We start from the raw sequence: 19,294 nt of genomic DNA on the forward strand, positions 1-19,294 counted from the left end.
CCTGCCATGATCCGCCGTTCGCTTCTGCTGTCCGCCGCCGCCGTCCTGATGCTCGCCGCGTGCGGGCAGGGCGCAGAGAAGAAGGCGGGGACCGCCCCGCTGCTGGTCGGCGCGACTGCCGTGCCGCACGCCGAGATTCTGGAGGTGGTGAAGCCGATATTGGCCGCCGAGGGCGTGCCGATCGAGATCAAGGTCTTCAACGACTACGTTCAGCCGAATGTGCAGTTGTCTGAAAAACGGCTGGATGCGAACTATTTCCAGACCAAGCCCTATCTGGATGAGTTCAACATCGCGCGCGGCGCCGATCTGGTGACGGTGGCCGGCGTCCACGTCGAGCCGCTGGGCGTCTATTCCAAGAAGCACACGACGCTGGCGGCGATCCCGAACGGGGCGCAGGTGATGTTGCCGAACGACGCCTCGAACACGGGGCGCTCGCTGCTGCTGTTGCAGAGCGCCAGCCTGATCACCCTGCGCGATCCGACCAATCCGCTGCAAACCGTTCGTGACATCGCGACCAATCCCAAGGGACTGAAGTTCCAGGAAGTCGAGGCCGCCACCATTCCTCGTATCCTGCCTCAGGTCGACGCGGCGGTGATCAACACCAACTATGCGCTGGACGCCGGACTGAAGCCCAAGACTGACGCCCTGTCGCTGGAAGGCGCCGACAGCCCCTATGTGAACTATCTGGTGGCGCGTCCCGACAACCAGAACGACCCGCGCGTTCAGGCCCTGGCGACGGCCCTGCGCAGCCAGGCGGTCAAGGACTTCATCGCCAAGAAGTACGACGGCGCGGTGATCCCGGCGGCTTAAGCCGCCGCAGCCGCCGTCGCGAGCGCGGCCTCGTTGGGTGTTGGGACCTGAATGGCCGCCGTGATCGGATGGCCGGTGGCCTCGGCGATCAATTCGGCGGTCTTGTCCTCGATGGCGGCTTCCAGCCGGGCCAGGAACTCATCCTTGGGCAGACCGGTCGGGATAGGATCGAGGAATTCCAATGTGGCCGTTCCCGGCGTTTTCCGCGCTTCCTCCTGCGGCCAGAACAGGCCGAGGTTGGTGGCCAGGGGCACGACCGGCATGTCGAAGTCGCGGTACATATGCCAGACGCCGGAACGATAGCGGAACTTCTCGCCGACCTTGGCCAAATGGCCCTCGGGGTAGATCAGGATCTTGCGGCCTTCCTTGTGGGCGTCGGCGGCGCGTTCCTTGAGCGCCGCGCGGGCGGTATGGCCGCCGCAACTGTTGACGACGATGGCCCCGAGCTTCCTCAGCACCGTGCCGAGCAGCGGAAATTTCTCGAGGTGGTCGCCGGTGACGAAGGCCAGGTCGTCGAACTGGTCATAGGTGGCGAAGCCGTCGCCCCAGCTCTGGTGTTTAGAGGCGACGATGAAGGCGCCCTGCGGCAGCCGCTCCTTGCCGCGAACCCGAAGCTCGATGCCGGCGAACACTGCCATGGCCTGAACCATACGGCGCACATAGCGGCGGATGACCCAGGTTGTCGCGCGACGGCCAGGCGCCAGGGCAGCGAAGGCCGCAACCAGGCAATAGCCGATGGACAGGACCCAATAGGCGACGTTGAACGTGAAGCTTCTCATCCTGCCTTTATGACACGGGCGAGGGGCTGTTCGGCAATGACCTAGGCCGCGGCCTGGGCCATCACCTCGGCGTTGGTGACGCAGTTGCGGCCGCCGCGCTTGGAGGCGTAGAGGGCCTCATCGGCGCGTTCCAGCACGCTCAAGGCGGTTTCGCCGACGCGACGTTCAGCAAAGCCGACCGAGATGGTCACGGCGCCCAGGTCGTCATTGGTGGAGCGGCGACGCAGCGAGCGCGAGCCGATCTCTTCACGGATGGCATTCAACGCCGCTTCGACCGTACCGGTCGTTTCGCCAGGGAAGATGACAGCGAATTCCTCGCCGCCATAGCGGGCCGCGACGCGCGGTGCGCGCGAGATACGACCCAGGACGCTGGCGACGTAACGCAGAACCTGATCGCCAGTCTGATGACCCCAGGTGTCGTTGAAGCGCTTGAAATGATCGATATCGACGATGGCCAGGGTCAGGGGCTTGCCCTCGACCTCGGCCTCTTCGCAAAGGCGAGCGATCTGCTCGTCAAAGGTCTTGCGGTTTGCCAGGTTGGTCAGAGCGTCCGTCATGGCGTCGCGTCGCACCTGTTCGAGGTGCTCGCGCAAGCGAACGACTTCACGGTTCGAAGACTCCAGGCGTTTCTCAAGTGCCGAGGTGTGGCGTTGGACCTTTCGGGTCGCGGTGGACAGAGTGCTGACGATTTCCGTCAGATCCGTCGGGCGCTCGGTGTCCTGCATCTTCGCCGATGCATGGCTCAGCGTCTCACCATAGGCGGTCTGGGTCTTGCGAGCATTGTCGATGGCCTCAGCCACGGCGGCGAGTTCGCGATTCAGTACAGCGCCGACGTCGCGGATTTCCTCCGACAGGCGGCCGCGCGGCAAGAACTCGGCCGCCAGCATTTCTGCTGTGGCATCGGTGAAGGGCGCGTCGCCGGCCAGAAGGCGTTGAAGCTCGCGCCCCAGCGCGCCCTCGGGATCGCTGACATAGTGCAGCCACAGCTCGAAATTCAGCGGCGTCGGCCAGACCGAGGCCTGCTGCATGGCGTCCACGATGCGGTGCGCCAATGCATAAGCCTCCGGCCCCCGAAGGGCGGTTTCGACCTGCGCCGTCATTCTGATTCTCGCGCCCCTAGTTCTTAGTGGGCGAACCCTAGAACATCGATCCGTAATGACCGGTTAAACCGTAGGTCGACACTGTTGATCTTAGTCGTGGAAGACGACGGGACGACGCAGGAAGGCCGGAATATCGTCGCCGAAACCGCCGCTGGCGGCGCGCAGGGGCTGGTCCTTCTGCGGCTCAGAGCTGCGGGCTTCGCGCGGCGTCTGATCGCGATTGCGGTCGCGGCGCTGATTGGCGGGCTTGGCCGGAGCAGCCTCGACTTCGACCTCGACGGCGGCTTCGGGCGCTGCAGCGGCAACGGCTTCAACGGAGAATTCGGACTTGGTCGAGCGGCGGCTACGCGAGCGGCGCGGGGCCTCCTCGCGGGCTTCCTCGACCTTTTCTGCGCGAGGGAGCGGCGCGGTGATCGGCTCCATCGAAGCGACATTGTCGCTCTTGGGGATGGGACGCGGACGGTCGCTGCGGCTGCGACCACGCCCCTTGGAGTCGTCGCTGCGCGGGCGATCCTTGATCGCAGCGAAGTCGATCCCGTCCAGCGTCAGCTCTTCCGGCGCCATCTTGATCAGCTTGAGCACCTTATCCAGCGACTTGTCGTCGGACGGGGTGACGATCATGAAGGCCTCACCCTTGCGACCCGCGCGGCCCGTGCGGCCGATGCGGTGGACGTAGTCGTCGGCGTGGTGCGAGACATCATAGTTGAAGACGTGGCTGACGTCGGGGATGTCCAGGCCGCGAGCGGCGACGTCCGAGGCCACCAGGATCTTCAGGTCGCCCGAACGGAAGTCCGCCAGGGTCTTCATCCGCAACGACTGGTCCAGGTCGCCGTGGATCGGCGCGGCGTCGAAGCCGTGCGTCTTCAGCGATTTGGCGACGATATCGACTTCCGACTTGCGGTTGCAGAAGACGATGCCGTTCTTGACGTCAGCCCGTTCGATCAAGGCGCGAAGCGCCGTGCGCTTAGCCTTGGGATCGCTGGTCGGGATGCGGACCAGATACTGGGTGATGGTGTCGGCGGTCATGGCCGGACGCGAGGCCTCGATCCGGGTCGGATCCTTGAGGAACTGCGTGGTCAGGCGCGTGATCTCGGGCGGCATGGTGGCCGAGAAGAACAGGGTCTGGCGACGCGGCGGCGTCAGTTTGAAAATTCGCTCGATATCGGGGATGAAGCCCATGTCGAGCATACGGTCGGCTTCGTCGACGACCATCATCTCGACGCCGGTCAGCAGGATCTTGCCGCGTTCGAACAGGTCCAGCAGACGGCCCGGCGTCGCGATCAGGACGTCGACGCCCTTGTTCAGCAGCGCCACCTGGTCGCCCATGGACACGCCGCCGATCAGCAGAGCCCAGCTAAGCTTGGTGCCCTTGGCGTATTTGGCGAAGTTCTCGGCGACCTGGTCGGCCAGTTCGCGGGTCGGGGCCAGGACCAGGGCACGTGGCATGCGGGCGCGGGCGCGGCCCGAGCCGAGGCGGTCGATCATCGGCAGGGTGAAGGCGGCGGTCTTGCCGGTGCCGGTCTGGGCGATCCCCAGAACGTCGCGGCCGGCCAGGGCCACCGGGATTGCGGAGGCCTGAATGGGGGTGGCTTCGGTGTAGCCCGTATCGGCGACCGCTTGCAGGGTCGTGGCCGACAGGCCCAGCTTGGTGAATTCTGTCATGTAACCTTGAGGACGGAGGAAACGTCGTAACGTCTTCAGCTTACGGAACCGCCCCTCGTGGGCGAGTGGGCGGCGCGCATCGCCAGTCCTATCCCGAGCCTGCGGCGGTATATGGAAACCCCTACGCCTCAGTCAAGTATTTCTGTTCGGGAACCGGGCGGTTGGCAAAGCCTTACAGGTCTGTAATGTCGCCTTGGGGAAGGGAAGGGTTGTCGTATGCGTATGAAAACGCTTGCGTTCGCCTTGGCTGCTTGCTGCGCGATCGCGCTGCCGGCTCAGGCGGATATGGAATCGGCATTCGGAAACACCGTCGTGTCGCACTATCCAGACGGGAGTTGGGTCAAGCATCTGTTTGATCGCGACGGGAGTTATCGCGCTGTATTTTCCGATGGGCGTCGATTGACGGCACGCTGGGCCGTCGAGGGCGACCGTGTCTGCCTGAACGGAATCCGGCCACGCATGCTGTTGTCGCGCTTCTGCACGGCCATGGTCGAGGCGTCGGTGGGGCAGACCTGGCCAGGGCGCGATCCGCTGGGCCGCAGGGTGCGCAACGAATTGGTGGCTGGACGCTAGTCCCTCCCGATCCGCTGAGCGGACCGGGAGGTCATTGCGATTTTACTCGGCGTCAGCCGACTTCTTGGGTGCAGCCTTCTTCGCAGCCGGCTTCTTGGCCGCTGCGGGCTTCTTCTCAGCAGGGGTCTTGGCCGAAGCCTTCTTTGCGGCAGGCTTCTTGGCAGCCGCCTTTTTCTTCGGCGCTGCGCCTGCCTTGGCGGCCAGCAGTGGCAGGGCTGCTTCCAGCGTCAGGTCTTCGGGCGTCATGCCCTTGGGCAAGGTGGCGTTGACCTTGCCCCATTTGACGTACGGACCGAAGCGACCGGCCATGACCTGCACGGGGGCTTCGTCCTCCGGGTGCGCGCCCAGTTCCTTGAGCGGGGCTGTGGCCGACCCGCGGCCCGGACGACCGGCGCGCTTTTCAGCCAGCAGGGCGACGGCGCGGTTGATGCCGACCTCGAACACCTCGTCGATGTCCGAGACGTTGGCGTAGGTGCCGGCGTGCAGCACGAAGGGACCGTAGCGGCCCAGACCCGCCGTGATCATCTTGCCGTCCTCGGGGTGAACCCCGACCTCGCGCGGCAGGGCCAGCAGGCGCAGGGCCTGTTCCAGCGTCAGGGACGCAGGGCTCCAGCCCTTGGGCAGGGACGAGCGTTTCGGCTTCTCCTCGCCGGGCGGCGTGGTTTCGACATAGGGACCGAAGCGACCGATCTTGAGCTGCACGGGCTGGCCGGTCGCCGGATCGACGCCCAGTTCACGGTCGCCGCCGTCAGCACCGCCCTCGGCGCCGTCAGGCGAAGCCACCGGGCGGGTGTATTTACAGTCGGGATAGCGCGAGCAGCCGATGAAGGCGCCGAAGCGGCTGGTCTTCAGGCTGAGCTGACCCTGATGGCACAGGGGGCATTCGCGCGGGTCCGAGCCATCGCCCTTGTCCGGGAAGATGTGGGCGCCCAAGGCATCATTCAGGTGATCCAGGATGGCCGTGGTGCGCAGTTCGCCCGCAGCCTGGGTCGCCGCGTGGAAGTCGGTCCAGAAGCTGCGCAACAGCGCCTTCCAGTCCAGATCACCGGCCGAGACTTCGTCCAGCTGGCTCTCCAGCGCGGCGGTAAAGTCGTATTCGACCCAGCGCGTGAAGAACTGTTCGAGGAAGGCCGTGACCAGCCGTCCCTTGTCTTCGGGATAGAAGCGGTTCTTGTCCATGCGGACGTATTCGCGGTCGCGCAGGGTCGTCAGGATCGAGGCGTAGGTCGAGGGGCGACCGATGCCCAGCTCTTCCAGCTTCTTGACCAGGGTGGCTTCCGAGAAGCGCGGCGGCGGCTCGGTGAAGTGCTGGTCGGTGCGGACGGCTTCGACCTTGGCCTTGGCGCCTTCCTTCAGCGCAGGCAGGCGGCCGCCCTCATCCTCGTCGTCCTCGGCCCCTTTCTGCTTCTCGTCGCGGCCTTCTTCATAGGCGGCGATGAAGCCGTCGAAGACGACGACCTGGCCGGTGGCGCGCAGGCCGGTCTGGCCGTCAGGTGTTTCGATCTCGACCGTGGTGCGATCCAGACGCGCGCTCTCCATCTGCGAGGCGACCATGCGCTTCCAGATCAGTTCATAGAGGCGCTGCAGGTCGCCTTCGAGGCGCAGGGACTCGGGGTGGCGCGCGATATTGGTCGGACGGATGGCTTCGTGCGCTTCCTGGGCGTTCTTGGCCTTAGTCTTGTAGTATCGCGGCTCGGCCGGGACATAGGCGGGGCCGAAGCGGTCGCCGATGACCTCGCGCGCCTGGGCGATGCCCTCCGGCGTCACATAGAGGCCGTCGGTACGCATGTAGGTGATCAGGCCGCCGGTGTCGTCGACGCCCTCATACAGTTTCTGCGCCGCCTGCATGGTGCGCTGGGCGGTGAAGCCCAGCTTGCGCGCGGCTTCCTGCTGCAGGGTCGAGGTGGTGAAGGGCGGGGCGGGCGAGCGCTTGGCGGGCTTCTTCTCGACGGACCTGATGGTGAAGTCGCCGGCCTTGATGGCGTCGCGGGCGGCGAAGGCCATTGCCTCGGTCGGGATGTCCAGGCGCTGGATGCGCTTACCGGCGTGCTTGACCAGACGGGTGGTGAAGGGCGGGCTGTCAGCGACCAAATCAGCCTCGACCGACCAGTATTCCTGCGCCTTGAACTTCTCGATCTCCATCTCGCGATCGACAACGATGCGCAGGGCGACCGACTGCACCCGGCCCGCCGAACGGGCGCCGGGCAGCTTGCGCCACAGGACGGGCGACAGGTTGAAGCCCACCAGATAGTCGAGTGCGCGGCGGGCCAGATAGGCCTCGACCAGTTCCATATCCAGCTGACGCGGATTGGCCATGGCCTCGAGCACGGCGGCCTTGGTGATGGCGTTGAAAGTGACGCGCTGGACCTCGGTGTCCTTCAGCGCCTTCTTCTTGTTCAGGACTTCCAGAACGTGCCAGCTGATCGCCTCTCCCTCACGGTCGGGGTCGGTCGCGAGAATAACGCGGTCGGCGCGCTTGGCCGCCTCCGCAATCTCGGACAGGCGCTTGCTCGCCTTGGCGTCGACCTCCCATTGCATGGCGAAATCTTCGTCGGGCAGGACGGAGCCGTCCTTCGACGGCAGGTCGCGGATATGGCCAAAGGAAGCCAGCACTTCGTAGCCGGAGCCCAGGTATTTATTGATGGTCTTGGCCTTGGCGGGGCTCTCGACGATGACGAGATTCATGGCGCTCTATTCGGGAAATCGGGGCGCGAACGTGGTTGGCGTAGAACGGGAAGTCAATCGCATGGATTCTACAAAACCACCTGAAGGCGTTTCCGCGACTTGTAAAACTACTAAAGGTTGTTTATTGCCTGTTTCTGCAATCAGGAGCGAGACGATGTCTAGCCAAGGCGTTGGGGTGCCGCTGCAGCAAGATGTTTCGAGGATCGGGCGCCCTGCGCCGGATCTCGCCGACTATCCCGTTCGGGAATATGTCACCTCCATGGCGCGGGAATTGGCCCGAATGGCCCGTTGGGACGGCGACGAAGCCCTGGCGGGGGCTCTGGAAGCCGCATCGACCATGGCGTCCGCTCCGGCCAAGTAGCCCGGTCAGGACGACGCCAGTCCGCCGGACAGAAGCGTTGCCCGACCCGCCAGGCTCAGTTCCAACAGAGCGGCGGCGACAAAGCCGATTGGCAGGTTCAAGGCCCGCGCCAGTTCGTCGCGAGGGGTTGGCGCGGGCGACAGGAGGGCTGCGACCCGTTCGACCAAGGCGTCGTCCAGGTCGTCCGGAGCGCCGTCGAAAGGCGAATCGCTCGATGGCTCACGCAGGGTCCTCAGGGTGGTGAAGGCGCGTTCCACGTCCTCCAGCCCCTCGCACAGGATGGCCCCTTGCCGCAGCAATTCGTTGGGGCCTTTTGAGCGAGGGTCCAGCGGCGATCCCGGCACGGCGAAGACGTCGCGACCCTGTTCATTGGCCTGACGGGCGGTGATCAGTGAACCGGAGCGGATTTCGGCCTCGACCACGATGACGCCACGCGACAGGCCTGAGATGATACGGTTGCGGCGCGGGAAGTCTCTGGCTTGGGCGCGGGCGCCGACGGGGCTTTCCGAGACGATGCAGCCCTGCTCGACGATCTGGCGATAAAGGTCGGCGTTGTCGGCCGGATAGATGTCGTCCACACCGCCGCCGAGGACCGCGACGGTGCCGGTCGGCAAGGCGCCGTAATGGGCCGCCGCGTCGATGCCGCGCGCCAGACCCGACACGACGACGTGGCCGACCTCGCCCAGTTGTTGCGACAGGCCGCGGGCGATGCGCTGGCCGCCCGCCGAGGCGATGCGCGCGCCGACCACGCCGATGCAGGGACGCGACAGCAGGCTGGTGTCGCCGCGCGTCCATAGCAGGGGCGGGGGCGGATCGACGGCGGCCAGCATGTCGGGATAGTCGGCGTCGCCCAGCAGGATCAGCCGCGCGCCGACACGCTCACCCGCCGCCAATTCGGCCTCGATACGCTCGACGGGGGGCAGGGCGTAGCCGTCGCGACCGCTGCGCCTCACCAGATCAGGCAGGGCGTCAATGGCGCGAACGGCCGAACCGAAACGCTGCAGCAGTTGGGAAAAGGCCACGGGACCGACACGGTCGGTGCGGGCCAGCCGAAGCCGGGCGAAACGCTCGGCGTCGGACAGGGGGCTCAAGCCTTCTTGGCCCCGATCTTGGGCTCGGCGCCTTTCAGCAGCCGGGCGATGTTTTCATGGTGGCGGATATAGATCAGGACGGCGGTGAAGATCGCCAGGATCAGGATCGGCGTGGGCGCGGGAAGGCCCAGCGCGGGCAGGGGCAGCAGGGCGTAGAGCGGCGTCAGCGCCGCCGCGACCAGGGCGGCCAACGAGGAATAGCGCAGGGCGAAGGCCACGATCAGCCAGGTCGCCGCCGCCAGCAGGCCCAGAGGCCAGCAGGCCGCAAGGATCAGGCCGAAGAAGGTCGCGACCCCCTTGCCGCCCTTGAAGCCCAGCCAGACGGGGAAGAGGTGGCCCATGAAGGCCGCGCCGCCGGCGATGGCGCCCGCCACTTCACCGAACAGATAGCGCGCGATCAGCAGGGCGACCGCGCCCTTGCCTGCGTCGAGGATCAGGGTGGCGATGGCCAGGTCCTTGCGGCCCGTGCGCAGAACGTTGGTCGCGCCGATATTGCCCGAACCGATGTTGCGCACGTCGCCCGCGCCTGCGGCGCGCGTCAGGATGACCCCGAACGGGATTGAACCGAGCAGGTATCCGCCAATCGCTACAAGCCCGAGCGTCAGAAGCGCCGGTGCGGCCAGATCCTGCAAAGTGATTCGCTCCCGTTTAGCGTGCGTCGTGGACGATGCGTCCCCCGACGACGGTGAGCAAGACCTTCCCTTGCAGACGACGGCCGTCGAAGGGCGAATTCTTCGATTTGGAGCGAAGCGTGGCCGCATCGACCACAACCGGAGCGCCCGCATCGAACAGGATGAGATCGGCGGGCGCGCCCTGGGCCAGAACCCCGGCGTCCAGGCCCATAAGACCGGCGGGGCCCTGCGTCAGCGGACGCAGGACGTCCAGCAGGTCCAGACCGTGCTCGTGGTGCAGCATCAGGGCGGCGGGCAGCAGGGTCTCCAGACCCACGGCGCCGGGCGCGGCCTCGGCGAAGGGCCTGCGCTTGTTCTCGGCGGGTTCAGGGCAGTGAGCCGAGGTGATGGCGTCGATCAGGCCGTCGCGGACGGCCTCGACCAGGGCTTGCCGATCGCTCTCGGCGCGCAGGGGCGGGTCCAGCCGGTAGAAGGTCCGGTAGTCGCCGATATCGATCTCGTTGAAGCAGAGGTGGTTGATCGACACCGAGGCCGAGACCTCAAGACCGCGCGCCCGGGCGCGGGCCAGGGTCTGCAGGGCGCCTTCGGTCGAGATCTGATCGACCAGGAAGCGGGCGCCGGTCTGTTCGACCAGGGCCAGGTCGCGCTCCAGTTGGATGCGCTCGGCGATGGCAGGGGCGCCGGACAGACCGAGGCGCGTCGCCAGTTCGCCCGAGGTGGCGACCGCGCCCTCCGACAGCCAGGGTTCGGCCGGGCGGCAGGCGATCAGAGCGTTGAAAGCGGCGGCATAGCTCATCACCCGTTGCAGGGTGCGGGTGTTGACGATGACGCGGTCGGCGTCGGTGAAGTATAGGGCGCCCGCTTCGTGCATCAGGCCGATCTCTGCCATGCGCTGGCCGTCGCGGCCTTGCGTGGCGGCGCCCGCTGCACGGACGTTGACCAGTTCGAGGGCTGCGCCGCGTCGCTGGATGTGGTCGATCAGGGCGGGGTCGTCGATGGCCGGGTCGGTGTCGGGCTGGACGACGATGGTGGTGACGCCGCCCGCCGCCGCCGACAGGCTGGCTGACTTCAGGGTTTCCTTGGGTTCGTTGCCCGGTTCGCCGGTCTTGACGCGGATGTCGATCAGGCCGGGCGCTAGGCAACAGCCTTGCGCGTCGATGACGGTCACGCCTTCGGGGCGCTGGGTCGCCTGGCCGTGGACGACTTCGACGATGCGGCCGTCCTGGATCAGGACCGCGCCGGGGCCGTCATAGTCGGTCGCGGGGTCCAGCAGGCGGGCGTTGACGATGGCGAGCGTGTTCGGAGCGGCGGTCATGCGGCGGCTCCCGCGCGGCGATGGGCGAGGGCGGCCAGAACGGCCATGCGCGCGGCGACGCCCATCTCGACCTGATCCTGGATCAGGGAGACGCTCAGGTCGTCGGCCACGTCGGAGTCGATCTCGACGCCCCGGTTCATCGGGCCGGGGTGCATGACCCTGGCGTTGGGCGCGGCCCAGGCCAGCTTCTCGCGGTCCAGACCCCAGAAGCGGAAGTATTCGCGTGTCGAAGGGATCAGCGCGCCGGTCATGCGCTCCAGCTGAAGACGCAGCATCATGACCACGTCGCATCCGGTCAGACCTTCCTTCATGTCGTGGAAGACCTCACAGCCCCAGCGGTCGGCATCGCCCGGTACCAGGGTCGGCGGACCAACCAGGCGCACACGCGCGCCCATCATCGACAGCAGGGCGACATTGGAGCGCGCCACGCGGCTGTGGGCGATGTCGCCGCAGATGGCCACTGTCAGGCCGCCGACGTCGCCGAAGGCCCGGCGCAGGCTCAGCAGGTCCAGCAGGGCTTGCGTGGGATGTTCATGGCGACCGTCGCCGGCGTTGACGACCGCGCAGCCAACCTTTTGCGACAGCAGGTCCACTGCACCCGAAGACGAATGCCGGACCACCAGGATTTCCGGCTTCATGGCGTTCAGCGTCACCGCCGTGTCGATCAGGGTTTCGCCCTTGGCGACCGAGGAGGCCGAGACCGGCATGGTCACCACGTCGGCGCCCAGACGCTTGGCGGCGATCTCGAAGGAGGAGCTGGTCCGGGTCGAGTTCTCGAAGAAGAGGTTCACGACCGTCTGGCCGCGCATGAGGTCGATCCCCTTCGCCGACTGTCGATTGAAGTCGACGAAGGCGTCGGCGAGATCCAGCAGCGCCAGAGCGGCGGGCGGGTTCAAATCGCCGGCGGCGAGGAAGTGGTCGCGAGGGAAGGGCGACAGCCGTTCCTCGATGGTTTCGGTGACGGAAGCGGCATGGGTCATCGAGACGCCGCTATAAGCCCGACTCTGCGCGAGGGGAAGGTCAGGCGCGCAGACGGTCCAGCGCGCCCTGCAGAATCCAGGCGGCGGCGGTGCGGTCCACGACGTCGGCGCGGCGTTTGCGCGTCAGATCCAGCTCGTCGATCAGGAAACGCTCGACCGCCGTGGTCGACAGACGTTCGTCCTGGAAGGCGACGTTGACCGGGCGCAGACGCTCCAGATTGCGGGCGAAGGCGCGGCAGGACTGGGCGCGGGGGCCCTCGGTGCCGTCCATGTTCAGCGGCAGGCCGATGATCAGGGCCGAGACGTTGCGGCCGTTCATCAGCTTGATCAGCTGCTCGGCGTCCTGGGTGAATTTCGTCTTGCGGATCAGCTGCAGCGGACTGGCGATCATGCGGCTGGTGTCGGACACCGCAACGCCAATGGTGTTCTCGCCCAGGTCCAGCCCGATCCACGGGGTGTCGGGCGGGCAGGCGGCGGGCAGATCTGTGAGGTCGAATACGGGCACGGCCTCCCCATATTGCAATGCGGAACGCTTGTCGAAGCCGCATCGGGCGGTTAACCCACGATAGGAGTCAGTCTGGGCGACTCCCTTGCGCCCCGGCTGGATGAATTTCGGAGATTTCCATGGCTATCGACGCCGCGACGGTGAGGCGTGTCGCCCACCTCGCCCGCATCAAGACCCCCGAGGACCGCCTGGAGCCGCTGGCCCAGGAGCTGAACGGCATCCTGAACTGGATCGAACAGCTGAATGAGGTCGACGTGCAGGGTGTCGAGCCGATGACCTCCAACGTCGCTCAGCCGCTGCGTCTACGCGAAGACGTCGTCACCGACGGCGCCAAGGTGGACGCGGTCCTGTCGAACGCCCCGAAGGCCGCTGACGGCTTCTTCGTCGTGCCCAAGGTGGTCGATTAAGCCATGACCGATCTGACCAAGCTTACGCTCAAGGACGCCGTCGACGGCCTGAAGGCCAAGACCTTCTCGTCGGAAGAGCTGACCCGCGCCTTCCTGACCAACATCGAGGCTTCAAACCCGAACCTGAACGCCTATGTCGAGGTGACGGCGGACAAGGCGCTGGAACAGGCGCGCGCGTCCGACGCCAAACTGGCCAAGGGCGAGGGCGGCGACCTGGAAGGCGCGCCGCTGGGCATCAAGGACCTGTTCTGCACCGAAGGCGTGCAGACGACGGCGGGCTCCAACATGCTGCGCGGCTTCGTGCCGCCCTATGAATCCACCGTCACCGCCAATCTGTGGCGTGAAGGCGCGGTCATGCTGGGCAAGCTGAACATGGACGAGTTCGCCATGGGATCGGCCAACGAGACCTCGGCCTTTGGTCCGGTGAAGAACCCGTGGAAGGCCAAGGGTTCGGACGCCGAACTGACGCCGGGCGGTTCGTCGGGCGGCTCCGCCTCGGCGGTGGCCTCTGATCTGTGCCTGGCCGCGACGGCCTCGGACACCGGCGGTTCGATCCGCCAGCCCGCCGCGTTTACCGGCACGGTCGGCATCAAGCCCACCTATGGCCGCGCCAGCCGTTTCGGCATGGTGGCCTTTGCTTCGTCGCTGGATCAGGCCGGCCCGATCACCAAGACGGTGACGGACGCCGCCATCCTGCTGAAGTCCATGTGCTCGTTCGACGCCAAGGATTCGACCAGCCTCGACATCCCGACCCCGGACTGGACCCAGTCGGTCGGCCAATCGGTCAAGGGCCTGCGCATCGGCGTCCCGGCGGAATACCTGATCGACGGCATGTCCGAAGAGATCAAGGCGCTGTGGCAACAGGGCGTCGAGTGGCTAAAGGCCGCCGGCTGCGAGATCGTCGAGATCAGCCTGCCGCACACCAAATACGCTCTGCCGGCCTATTATATCGTGGCCCCGGCCGAGGCGTCGTCGAACCTGGCCCGCTATGACGGCATGCGCTTCGGCCACCGCGCCGAGGACTTCTCGTCGCTGGACGACCTCTACGCCGCCTCGCGCGCCGAGGGCTTCGGCAAGGAGGTTCAGCGCCGCCTGACCATCGGCACCTATGTGCTGTCGGCGGGCTTCTATGACGCCTACTACGTCAAGGCCCTGAAGGTGCGTCGCCGCATCGCCGAGGACTTCGACAACGTCTGGGGCAAGGTGGACGCCATCCTGACCCCATCGACCCCGACGGCGGCGTTCAAGCTGGGCGACAAGCAGATCGACCCGCTGACTATGTATCTGAACGACGTCTTCACGGTGACGACCAATCTGGCCGGTCTGCCGGGCATTTCGGTGCCCGCGGGTCTGAGCAGCGATGGTCTGCCGCTGGGCCTTCAGGTCATCGGCAAGGCCCTTGATGAGGCGACTGTCTTCCAGGTCGCGGCCGCACTGGAAGACTCCGCTGGTTTCGTCGCCAAACCGGCCAAGTGGTGGTGAGCATGTCTGAGAACAAAACAGTGATCAAAGGTCGCACCGGCGACTGGGAAATCGTCATGGGGCTGGAAATCCACGCCCAGGTGGCGTCGAACGCCAAGCTGTTCTCGGGCGCGGCCGTGGGCTTCGGCGCCGGTCCGAACGAGCAGGTGTCGCTGGTCGACGCCGGCTTCCCCGGCATGCTGCCGACCCTGAACAAGCACTGCGTCGAGCAGGCGGTGAAGTCGGGTCTGGGCCTTAAGGCGCAGATCAATCTGAAGAGCCAGTTCGACCGCAAGAACTACTTCTATCCTGACCTGCCGACCGGCTATCAAATCAGCCAGCTGTATCACCCCATCGTGGGCGAGGGCGTGGTCGAGGTCGAAGCCGAGGACGGCAGTTTCTTCAACGTCGGCATCGAGCGTCTGCACCTGGAGCAGGACGCGGGCAAGCTGATCCACGACCTGTCGCCGACCGAATCCTACGTCGACCTGAACCGGGCCGGCACGGCGCTGATGGAGATCGTCTCGCGCCCTGACATCCGTTCGCCGGAGCAGGCGGTCGCCTACGTCAAGAAGATCCGGACCATCCTGATCTATCTCGGCACCTGCGACGGCGACATGGAGAAGGGCAACCTGCGCGCCGACGTCAACGTCTCGGTCTGCCGCGTCGGCAACTACGACAAGTTCAAGGAAACCGGCGACTTCGGCTTCCTGGGCACGCGCTGCGAGATCAAGAACGTCAACTCATTCCGCTTCATCAGCCAGGCCATCAACTACGAGGCGCGTCGCCAGATCGAGATCCTCGAGGACGGCGGTTCGATCATTCAGGAAACCCGCCTCTATGATCCGACGGCGGGCGAGACGCGTTCGATGCGTTCCAAGGAAGAGGCGATGGACTATCGCTACTTCCCCGACCCCGACCTGCTGCCGCTGGAGATCGAGCAGGCGTGGATCGACGAGATCAAGGCCAATCTGCCGGAACTGCCGGACGAGAAGCGCCGCCGCCTGATGGCCGACTACGGCCTGTCGCAGTACGACGCCGTGGTGCTGATCTCGGAACAGGCCAAGGCCGACTACTTCGAGGCGGCTGCGAAGGGCCGTGACGCCAAGCTGGTGTCCAACTGGGTCACCAACGAGGTGTCGGCGCGCCTGGCCGCCGACGGCAAGGACTTCAGCGAGAACCCGCTGCCCGCCGCGCATGTCGCCCAGCTGGTCGAACTGATCGAGACCAACGTCATCTCGTCCAAGATCGCCAAGGAGGTGTTCGACTACGTCTGGAACGGCGAGGGCAGCCCCGCCGAGGTGGTCGAGAAGCACGGCCTGAAGCAGGTGACGGACACCGGCGCCATCGAGAAGGCTGTCGACGACATCATCGCCGCCAACCCGGACAAGGCCGCAGCCGTGGCCGAGAAGCCGCAAGCCCTCGGCTGGTTCGTCGGTCAGGTCATGAAGGCCACGGGCGGCAAGGCCAACCCGGCCGCCGTCAACGATATCCTGAAGGCCAAGCTGGGATTGTAGGGCTGAGCCTTAGGATCGCAGACCAATGGAAAAGGCCCCGGAGATCGCTCTCCGGGGCCTCTTTGTTTCGGCGTGGGCTACCAGTTCCAGGCGTCGCGGACGACTTCGATGATGTAGCCGTCGTACTCGTCGATCAGGTAGATCGAGTTGTCGACATAGACCCAGCGGGTCCCTGGAGGCGGATAGCCAAGGCCATAGGTCCGCCAGTCGTTGACCTGATAGCGCCAGAAGATGTCCGGCAGGTACTGACCGACGTAGTACTGGCGGTTCCAATAGCTGCGCGGCACGCTGTAGTAGCCGTAGCCCGGCGCGAAATAGAAGCCGAGCCGCACGCCGTTCCAGCCCCGGAAGCGGTTGTCGTTGCGCCACCAGTCGCTGCGGTGACGACGATCCCAGTCACGCCGCCACTGGTCGCGGTTCCAGCGATTGTGGAAGTCGCGATAGTCGCGGTCGTTGTTCCAGTTGGGGCGATCTGGGCGGTTGGGTCGATTGGGCTGATCGGGACGATTCGGCCGATCCGGCCTGTTCCAGTCCGGCCGGTTGGGACGGCCCGGTTGTTGCGATCCGGGACGGTCGGGCCGGTTCCAATCCGGCCGGTCTGGGCGGTTGGGCTGCTCGGGACGGCCAGGACGATCAGGTCGATCGGGTCGGCTCGGGCGATCCGGCGCTCCAGGCTGATCGGGGCGACCTTGATCTGGACGGTTCGGCCATTGACCATTCGGGCGGTCAGGCCGTCCCTGATCGCCCGGACGATCTGGACGATTGGGTCTGTCGGGGCGACCTTCGCCGCCGGACCACTGCGGGCGGTCAGGCCGGGAATTGTCGGGTCGCGTCTGCGGACGCTCCGGACGGGATGCGCGGGGTTCGTCCCGGCGCTGCTGCGGCGACGCCGCCTGATCGCCGCGCTCGGCGCGTCGCTGGACGCGCGGCGAATCTTCTGCCTGAGCCTGCCGGTCCTGTGCCAACGTCGCCGCGGGGGCGAGCGCGGGGAGGGCGAAGCTGGCGATGGCCGTGAACACCATCAGGGAACGTTTCATGGTCTTCTTCCTCGCACGCCGGAAGAGGCGGCTTATGCGCCAATCTGGGGTTTGCGCCATGAACCGCGGCTGAACACCGATCGATGAAAACCAGCAAGAATTTAGAAATAAGCCCCACAAAGCAGAGCTCTGTGGGGCTAGCTGAAAGTTCTGCCTGAGATCTAGTATACGTCGTGCAAAACGCTGGCGATTAGGCCGGTGGCGACAGCGATCAGCAGGATGTCATTGTTGGCGTGAACGTAGCGATAGCCGCGAGGGGCTGGCCGCAGACCATAGTAGTAGGGATCGTCGACATAATAGCCGCGATAGGCCGAGGGCAGATAGCCGCCCTGACGCCAGCGATAGCCATAATAGCGGGGATCGACGCGGTAGTAGCCTCGGCCCGGCGCATACCAATAGCCGTTGCGAGCGCCCCGATAGTCACGAAACTCGGGCCTGCCGCGCCACCAGTCGCGGTTGTTGCGGTCCCAGCGATCATAGCGGCGATCCTGTCGATAGTCGCGGCGATCATCCCGACGATCCTCGCGCCACTCACGACGATCATAACGGTCATCACGGCGATCATCCCGACGATCCTGACGCCATTCACGGCGTTCATGACGATCCTGAGCTTGCGCAATGAGGGGCGCAGTCGTCGTGGTCAGAGCCAGGGCGATGATGGCGGCCTTGGTCAGGCGGTTCATCGATGCGTCTCCTTTATCCAGGCGCCGCAACGGATGTTACGGACGCTGCGTTGAAACAGGAGCCTAGGGTCGGCGCACGCGAATGAACTGCCCCTGAACAACGACTTCATATATCGCCTAAGATATATTATGCGAAGGAAATGCCAGTTCGGTAGTGTTGCTGTCAGTGTTCCAGGTTCTTGAGACTCTGGGCCTGAGTGACGGTTTGGTTCCGGGTTCGTTGGACTCCGGTTCCAGGTTCGTTGGACTCAGGCGCTAAGCGGCTTCCGCATTCGCGCTTTCCAGCACGTGGCTGACAGCGGTGAACACTAGCTCATTCGGCGTCACCCGTCGACCGAGCGCAGCATCCCGAACAGTATGAGCAAACCGGACCGGCACGTTGACGCTGATGTGCACAGCGTCGTTCTCGATCGCGAAAAGATGCCGGTAGCCCGCCATATGGTCCCGGATAAAGGTCTCCACGGCCTCAACGTAGAAGTCTGCGGCTTTCGACCCGCGGCGGGCCGCTAACGTCTTCATGGCTTCGTGCATCGGCCTGGGCAGACGAAGACTCATCGAACGATGGCCGCTTTCCTCGACGGATTGGGCGTCGCTTGAGATCGTCACATTCGCTCCCTTAGGCAGTTGATCCGGGCAGATTCGCAAACCCGGACTCTGTCGTCTAGAGCGGCAAAATATATACTATTGTATATAAAGCGCGACCGATGCCGCTGCAGCAACGCGGTTGATCAACGGGGCTGGCCATCTTCTGATCCGCTGCTCCATCTCTGCCAGATGGCGTTCTTCGACGTAGGCGAACAGCAGGCTGAGAAGGTCGGATTTCGCGAGCCGGCCGAGCGCGCTACGCGCTCGCTGCTGGCCAATCCGACCGTAAGCCAGTTCAGCGTGCACGTTCATTCGGCGACCATCAGACAAATGTTCAAACCGCGACGGATCAATGAGGATTCGGGCGCAGTTTTCGAGAAGCCGACGCTGCCAGAAGGGCCCGATTGAGGGATAAGCTCCCTCTGCAAAGCTCAATGCTTGTACTGCCGGAATCCAGTCGCCCTCCGCGAACTTGTGGATGAGACGCTCTCGGCTCCCACGCGCCTGCTTAAGGAGTAGATCCGAGAGATCGATCAAGACGCCACGTGCGGCTGGCCAGTTTGGACCGACACACCAGTGATCAGGAAATGCCGCGCCTCGTAGCGTCGAGCAGATATCGTTCTCCAGGCAGGAGCCGAGCACTGAGAATGAACTCCTGCGCCCTCCCCTCCGCTGGCCGGTACGCCGAAAGGGGTCTGCAACCTGATCGACATCGCGAATAAACCGGACTCGGCGATCTTGGCGGCCTGCGATCATGACAGGCATCAGTTCCGCTGCCGAGAGCTCTACGAGCGCGGTGCGGTGTCGTTCGCAGGTAATCCGCCAAGAAAGGCACCATTCGTTGCGCAGGTAGTGGTCACGGCCGGCTGACGCGTCATCGGCGAGACATGCTTCGCACCCCTTGCCGATGCCTGCTTCGCCTTCCGGCGGGATGTGGAGATCGCCGATAGTGGCCTTAGGCCATTCGTTAATCCAAAGAGACGCCAGCCGGTCCAACTGGGCCGAGGACATGCCGGCCTTTTGCAAGGCCTTGAAGGTATCCGGTGAAAGGTGTGCCGCACCGCCTCGTATCGCCTGATCCGCCAAAAGTGGATCGAGTCGCCCTCGTACG

Annotated in this window: 20 protein-coding genes; 7 read left to right on the forward strand and 13 right to left on the reverse strand. The window is 65.3% G+C overall.

Annotated elements, in window-relative coordinates; translation table 11 throughout:
* Positions 1–6 precede the first annotated feature (6 nt).
* The gene (locus RTY13_RS07365) at positions 7–810 is read left to right on the forward strand and encodes a MetQ/NlpA family ABC transporter substrate-binding protein (protein WP_312782281.1); all 804 of its coding nucleotides are present in this window, start codon (positions 7–9) and stop codon (positions 808–810) included.
* Here the strand turns inward: RTY13_RS07365 and RTY13_RS07370 are convergent.
* From RTY13_RS07370 to RTY13_RS07380, 3 genes are all read right to left on the reverse strand, one after another.
* The gene (locus RTY13_RS07370) at positions 807–1,589 is read right to left on the reverse strand and encodes a 1-acyl-sn-glycerol-3-phosphate acyltransferase (protein ID WP_312782282.1); all 783 of its coding nucleotides are present in this window, start codon (positions 1,587–1,589) and stop codon (positions 807–809) included. The genes RTY13_RS07365 and RTY13_RS07370 overlap by 4 nt on opposite strands.
* 41 nt (positions 1,590–1,630) lie before the next feature.
* On the reverse strand, positions 1,631–2,689 hold the full coding sequence (locus RTY13_RS07375) for a GGDEF domain-containing protein (RefSeq protein ID WP_312782284.1): 1,059 nt from the start codon (positions 2,687–2,689) through the stop codon (positions 1,631–1,633).
* Positions 2,690–2,779: 90 nt separating this feature from the next.
* A complete protein-coding gene (locus tag RTY13_RS07380; RefSeq protein WP_312782285.1) occupies positions 2,780–4,351 on the reverse strand; it encodes a DEAD/DEAH box helicase in 1,572 nt (523 codons plus the stop codon).
* 216 nt (positions 4,352–4,567) lie between these two features.
* Between RTY13_RS07380 and RTY13_RS07385 the strand changes: the two genes are divergently transcribed.
* On the forward strand, positions 4,568–4,924 hold the full coding sequence (locus RTY13_RS07385) for a hypothetical protein (RefSeq protein ID WP_312782287.1): 357 nt from the start codon (positions 4,568–4,570) through the stop codon (positions 4,922–4,924).
* Between the two features lie 42 nt (positions 4,925–4,966).
* Here RTY13_RS07385 and topA read toward each other — a convergent pair whose 3' ends face one another.
* Complete coding sequence (topA, locus tag RTY13_RS07390; RefSeq protein WP_312782289.1) at positions 4,967–7,609, reverse strand: type I DNA topoisomerase; 2,643 nt, start codon at positions 7,607–7,609, stop codon at positions 4,967–4,969.
* Between the two features lie 154 nt (positions 7,610–7,763).
* On the opposite strand from topA, the gene RTY13_RS07395 reads away from it, so the two are divergent.
* Positions 7,764–7,970, forward strand: a complete 207-nt coding sequence (locus RTY13_RS07395; protein WP_312782290.1) for a hypothetical protein — start codon at positions 7,764–7,766, stop codon at positions 7,968–7,970.
* Positions 7,971–7,975: 5 nt separating this feature from the next.
* On the opposite strand, the gene dprA is transcribed toward RTY13_RS07395, so the two are convergent.
* Genes dprA through ruvX form a run of 5 tightly spaced genes read right to left on the reverse strand, consistent with a single transcriptional unit; the run spans position 7,976 to position 12,493 of the window.
* Entirely contained in the window at positions 7,976–9,061 is a 1,086-nt protein-coding gene (gene dprA / locus RTY13_RS07400; protein WP_312782291.1) for a DNA-processing protein DprA, read from the reverse strand.
* On the reverse strand, positions 9,058–9,693 hold the full coding sequence (gene plsY, locus RTY13_RS07405; RefSeq protein WP_312782292.1) for a glycerol-3-phosphate 1-O-acyltransferase PlsY: 636 nt from the start codon (positions 9,691–9,693) through the stop codon (positions 9,058–9,060). Before plsY ends, dprA begins: the two co-directional genes overlap by 4 nt.
* Before the next feature lie 16 nt (positions 9,694–9,709).
* Positions 9,710–11,008: a dihydroorotase gene (gene pyrC, locus RTY13_RS07410; RefSeq protein ID WP_312782294.1), complete on the reverse strand. Its 1,299-nt coding sequence runs from the start codon at positions 11,006–11,008 to the stop codon at positions 9,710–9,712.
* On the reverse strand, positions 11,005–11,988 hold the full coding sequence (locus RTY13_RS07415; RefSeq protein ID WP_312782296.1) for an aspartate carbamoyltransferase catalytic subunit: 984 nt from the start codon (positions 11,986–11,988) through the stop codon (positions 11,005–11,007). Before RTY13_RS07415 ends, pyrC begins: the two co-directional genes overlap by 4 nt.
* A 40-nt stretch (positions 11,989–12,028) precedes the next feature.
* The gene (gene ruvX, locus RTY13_RS07420) at positions 12,029–12,493 is read right to left on the reverse strand and encodes a Holliday junction resolvase RuvX (protein ID WP_312782298.1); all 465 of its coding nucleotides are present in this window, start codon (positions 12,491–12,493) and stop codon (positions 12,029–12,031) included.
* 17 nt (positions 12,494–12,510) lie between these two features.
* On the opposite strand from ruvX, the gene RTY13_RS17695 reads away from it, so the two are divergent.
* From RTY13_RS17695 to gatB, 4 genes are read left to right on the forward strand one after another with little or no spacing between them, the layout of a single operon-like run.
* Positions 12,511–12,597, forward strand: coding sequence for a hypothetical protein (locus RTY13_RS17695; protein ID WP_409450293.1), 87 nt, complete (start codon positions 12,511–12,513; stop codon positions 12,595–12,597).
* Between the two features lie 15 nt (positions 12,598–12,612).
* Positions 12,613–12,900, forward strand: coding sequence for an Asp-tRNA(Asn)/Glu-tRNA(Gln) amidotransferase subunit GatC (gatC, locus tag RTY13_RS07425; protein WP_292082795.1), 288 nt, complete (start codon positions 12,613–12,615; stop codon positions 12,898–12,900).
* A gap of 3 nt (positions 12,901–12,903) precedes the next feature.
* Complete coding sequence (gatA, locus tag RTY13_RS07430) at positions 12,904–14,382, forward strand: Asp-tRNA(Asn)/Glu-tRNA(Gln) amidotransferase subunit GatA (protein WP_312782299.1); 1,479 nt, start codon at positions 12,904–12,906, stop codon at positions 14,380–14,382.
* Positions 14,383–14,384: 2 nt separating this feature from the next.
* Positions 14,385–15,878 carry an Asp-tRNA(Asn)/Glu-tRNA(Gln) amidotransferase subunit GatB gene (gene gatB, locus RTY13_RS07435; protein WP_312782300.1) on the forward strand — a complete coding sequence of 498 codons (1,494 nt, stop codon included), beginning with the start codon at positions 14,385–14,387 and terminating at the stop codon, positions 15,876–15,878.
* 77 nt (positions 15,879–15,955) lie between these two features.
* On the opposite strand, the gene RTY13_RS07440 is transcribed toward gatB, so the two are convergent.
* The 4 genes from RTY13_RS07440 to RTY13_RS07455 all read right to left on the reverse strand — a co-directional run bounded on the left by RTY13_RS07440 (position 15,956) and on the right by RTY13_RS07455 (position 19,194).
* Positions 15,956–16,915: an RcnB family protein gene (locus tag RTY13_RS07440; RefSeq protein ID WP_312782301.1), complete on the reverse strand. Its 960-nt coding sequence runs from the start codon at positions 16,913–16,915 to the stop codon at positions 15,956–15,958.
* A 161-nt stretch (positions 16,916–17,076) separates the two neighbouring features.
* Positions 17,077–17,598 (reverse strand): RcnB family protein, encoded by a 522-nt coding sequence (locus RTY13_RS07445; RefSeq protein WP_312782302.1) that lies wholly within the window; start codon positions 17,596–17,598, stop codon positions 17,077–17,079.
* 255 nt (positions 17,599–17,853) lie between these two features.
* Positions 17,854–18,204 carry a hypothetical protein gene (locus RTY13_RS07450; protein ID WP_312782304.1) on the reverse strand — a complete coding sequence of 117 codons (351 nt, stop codon included), beginning with the start codon at positions 18,202–18,204 and terminating at the stop codon, positions 17,854–17,856.
* Positions 18,205–18,279: 75 nt separating this feature from the next.
* Positions 18,280–19,194 (reverse strand): hypothetical protein, encoded by a 915-nt coding sequence (locus tag RTY13_RS07455; protein ID WP_312782306.1) that lies wholly within the window; start codon positions 19,192–19,194, stop codon positions 18,280–18,282.
* Positions 19,195–19,294: the final 100 nt, after the last annotated feature.

The organism is Brevundimonas sp. (genome assembly GCF_032055285.1).
GTDB lineage: Bacteria > Pseudomonadota > Alphaproteobacteria > Caulobacterales > Caulobacteraceae > Brevundimonas.

What these genes read in the sequence shown, in the direction of transcription:
- gatB (WP_312782300.1), top strand. Translation starts at nt 14,385, where the DNA reads ATGTCTGAGAACAAAACAGTGATCAAAGGTCGCACCGGCGACTGGGAA.
- RTY13_RS07440 (WP_312782301.1), bottom strand. Translation starts at nt 16,915, where the DNA reads ATGAAACGTTCCCTGATGGTGTTCACGGCCATCGCCAGCTTCGCCCTC.
- RTY13_RS07380 (WP_312782285.1), bottom strand. Translation starts at nt 4,351, where the DNA reads ATGACAGAATTCACCAAGCTGGGCCTGTCGGCCACGACCCTGCAAGCG.
- RTY13_RS07445 (WP_312782302.1), bottom strand. Translation starts at nt 17,598, where the DNA reads ATGAACCGCCTGACCAAGGCCGCCATCATCGCCCTGGCTCTGACCACG.
- RTY13_RS07395 (WP_312782290.1), top strand. Translation starts at nt 7,764, where the DNA reads ATGTCTAGCCAAGGCGTTGGGGTGCCGCTGCAGCAAGATGTTTCGAGG.
- RTY13_RS07365 (WP_312782281.1), top strand. Translation starts at nt 7, where the DNA reads ATGATCCGCCGTTCGCTTCTGCTGTCCGCCGCCGCCGTCCTGATGCTC.
- pyrC (WP_312782294.1), bottom strand. Translation starts at nt 11,008, where the DNA reads ATGACCGCCGCTCCGAACACGCTCGCCATCGTCAACGCCCGCCTGCTG.
- RTY13_RS07455 (WP_312782306.1), bottom strand. Translation starts at nt 19,194, where the DNA reads ATGTCCTCGGCCCAGTTGGACCGGCTGGCGTCTCTTTGGATTAACGAA.
- RTY13_RS07415 (WP_312782296.1), bottom strand. Translation starts at nt 11,988, where the DNA reads ATGACCCATGCCGCTTCCGTCACCGAAACCATCGAGGAACGGCTGTCG.
- RTY13_RS17695 (WP_409450293.1), top strand. Translation starts at nt 12,511, where the DNA reads ATGCGGAACGCTTGTCGAAGCCGCATCGGGCGGTTAACCCACGATAGG.
- RTY13_RS07375 (WP_312782284.1), bottom strand. Translation starts at nt 2,689, where the DNA reads ATGACGGCGCAGGTCGAAACCGCCCTTCGGGGGCCGGAGGCTTATGCA.
- topA (WP_312782289.1), bottom strand. Translation starts at nt 7,609, where the DNA reads ATGAATCTCGTCATCGTCGAGAGCCCCGCCAAGGCCAAGACCATCAAT.
- RTY13_RS07370 (WP_312782282.1), bottom strand. Translation starts at nt 1,589, where the DNA reads ATGAGAAGCTTCACGTTCAACGTCGCCTATTGGGTCCTGTCCATCGGC.
- gatC (WP_292082795.1), top strand. Translation starts at nt 12,613, where the DNA reads ATGGCTATCGACGCCGCGACGGTGAGGCGTGTCGCCCACCTCGCCCGC.
- gatA (WP_312782299.1), top strand. Translation starts at nt 12,904, where the DNA reads ATGACCGATCTGACCAAGCTTACGCTCAAGGACGCCGTCGACGGCCTG.
- RTY13_RS07385 (WP_312782287.1), top strand. Translation starts at nt 4,568, where the DNA reads ATGCGTATGAAAACGCTTGCGTTCGCCTTGGCTGCTTGCTGCGCGATC.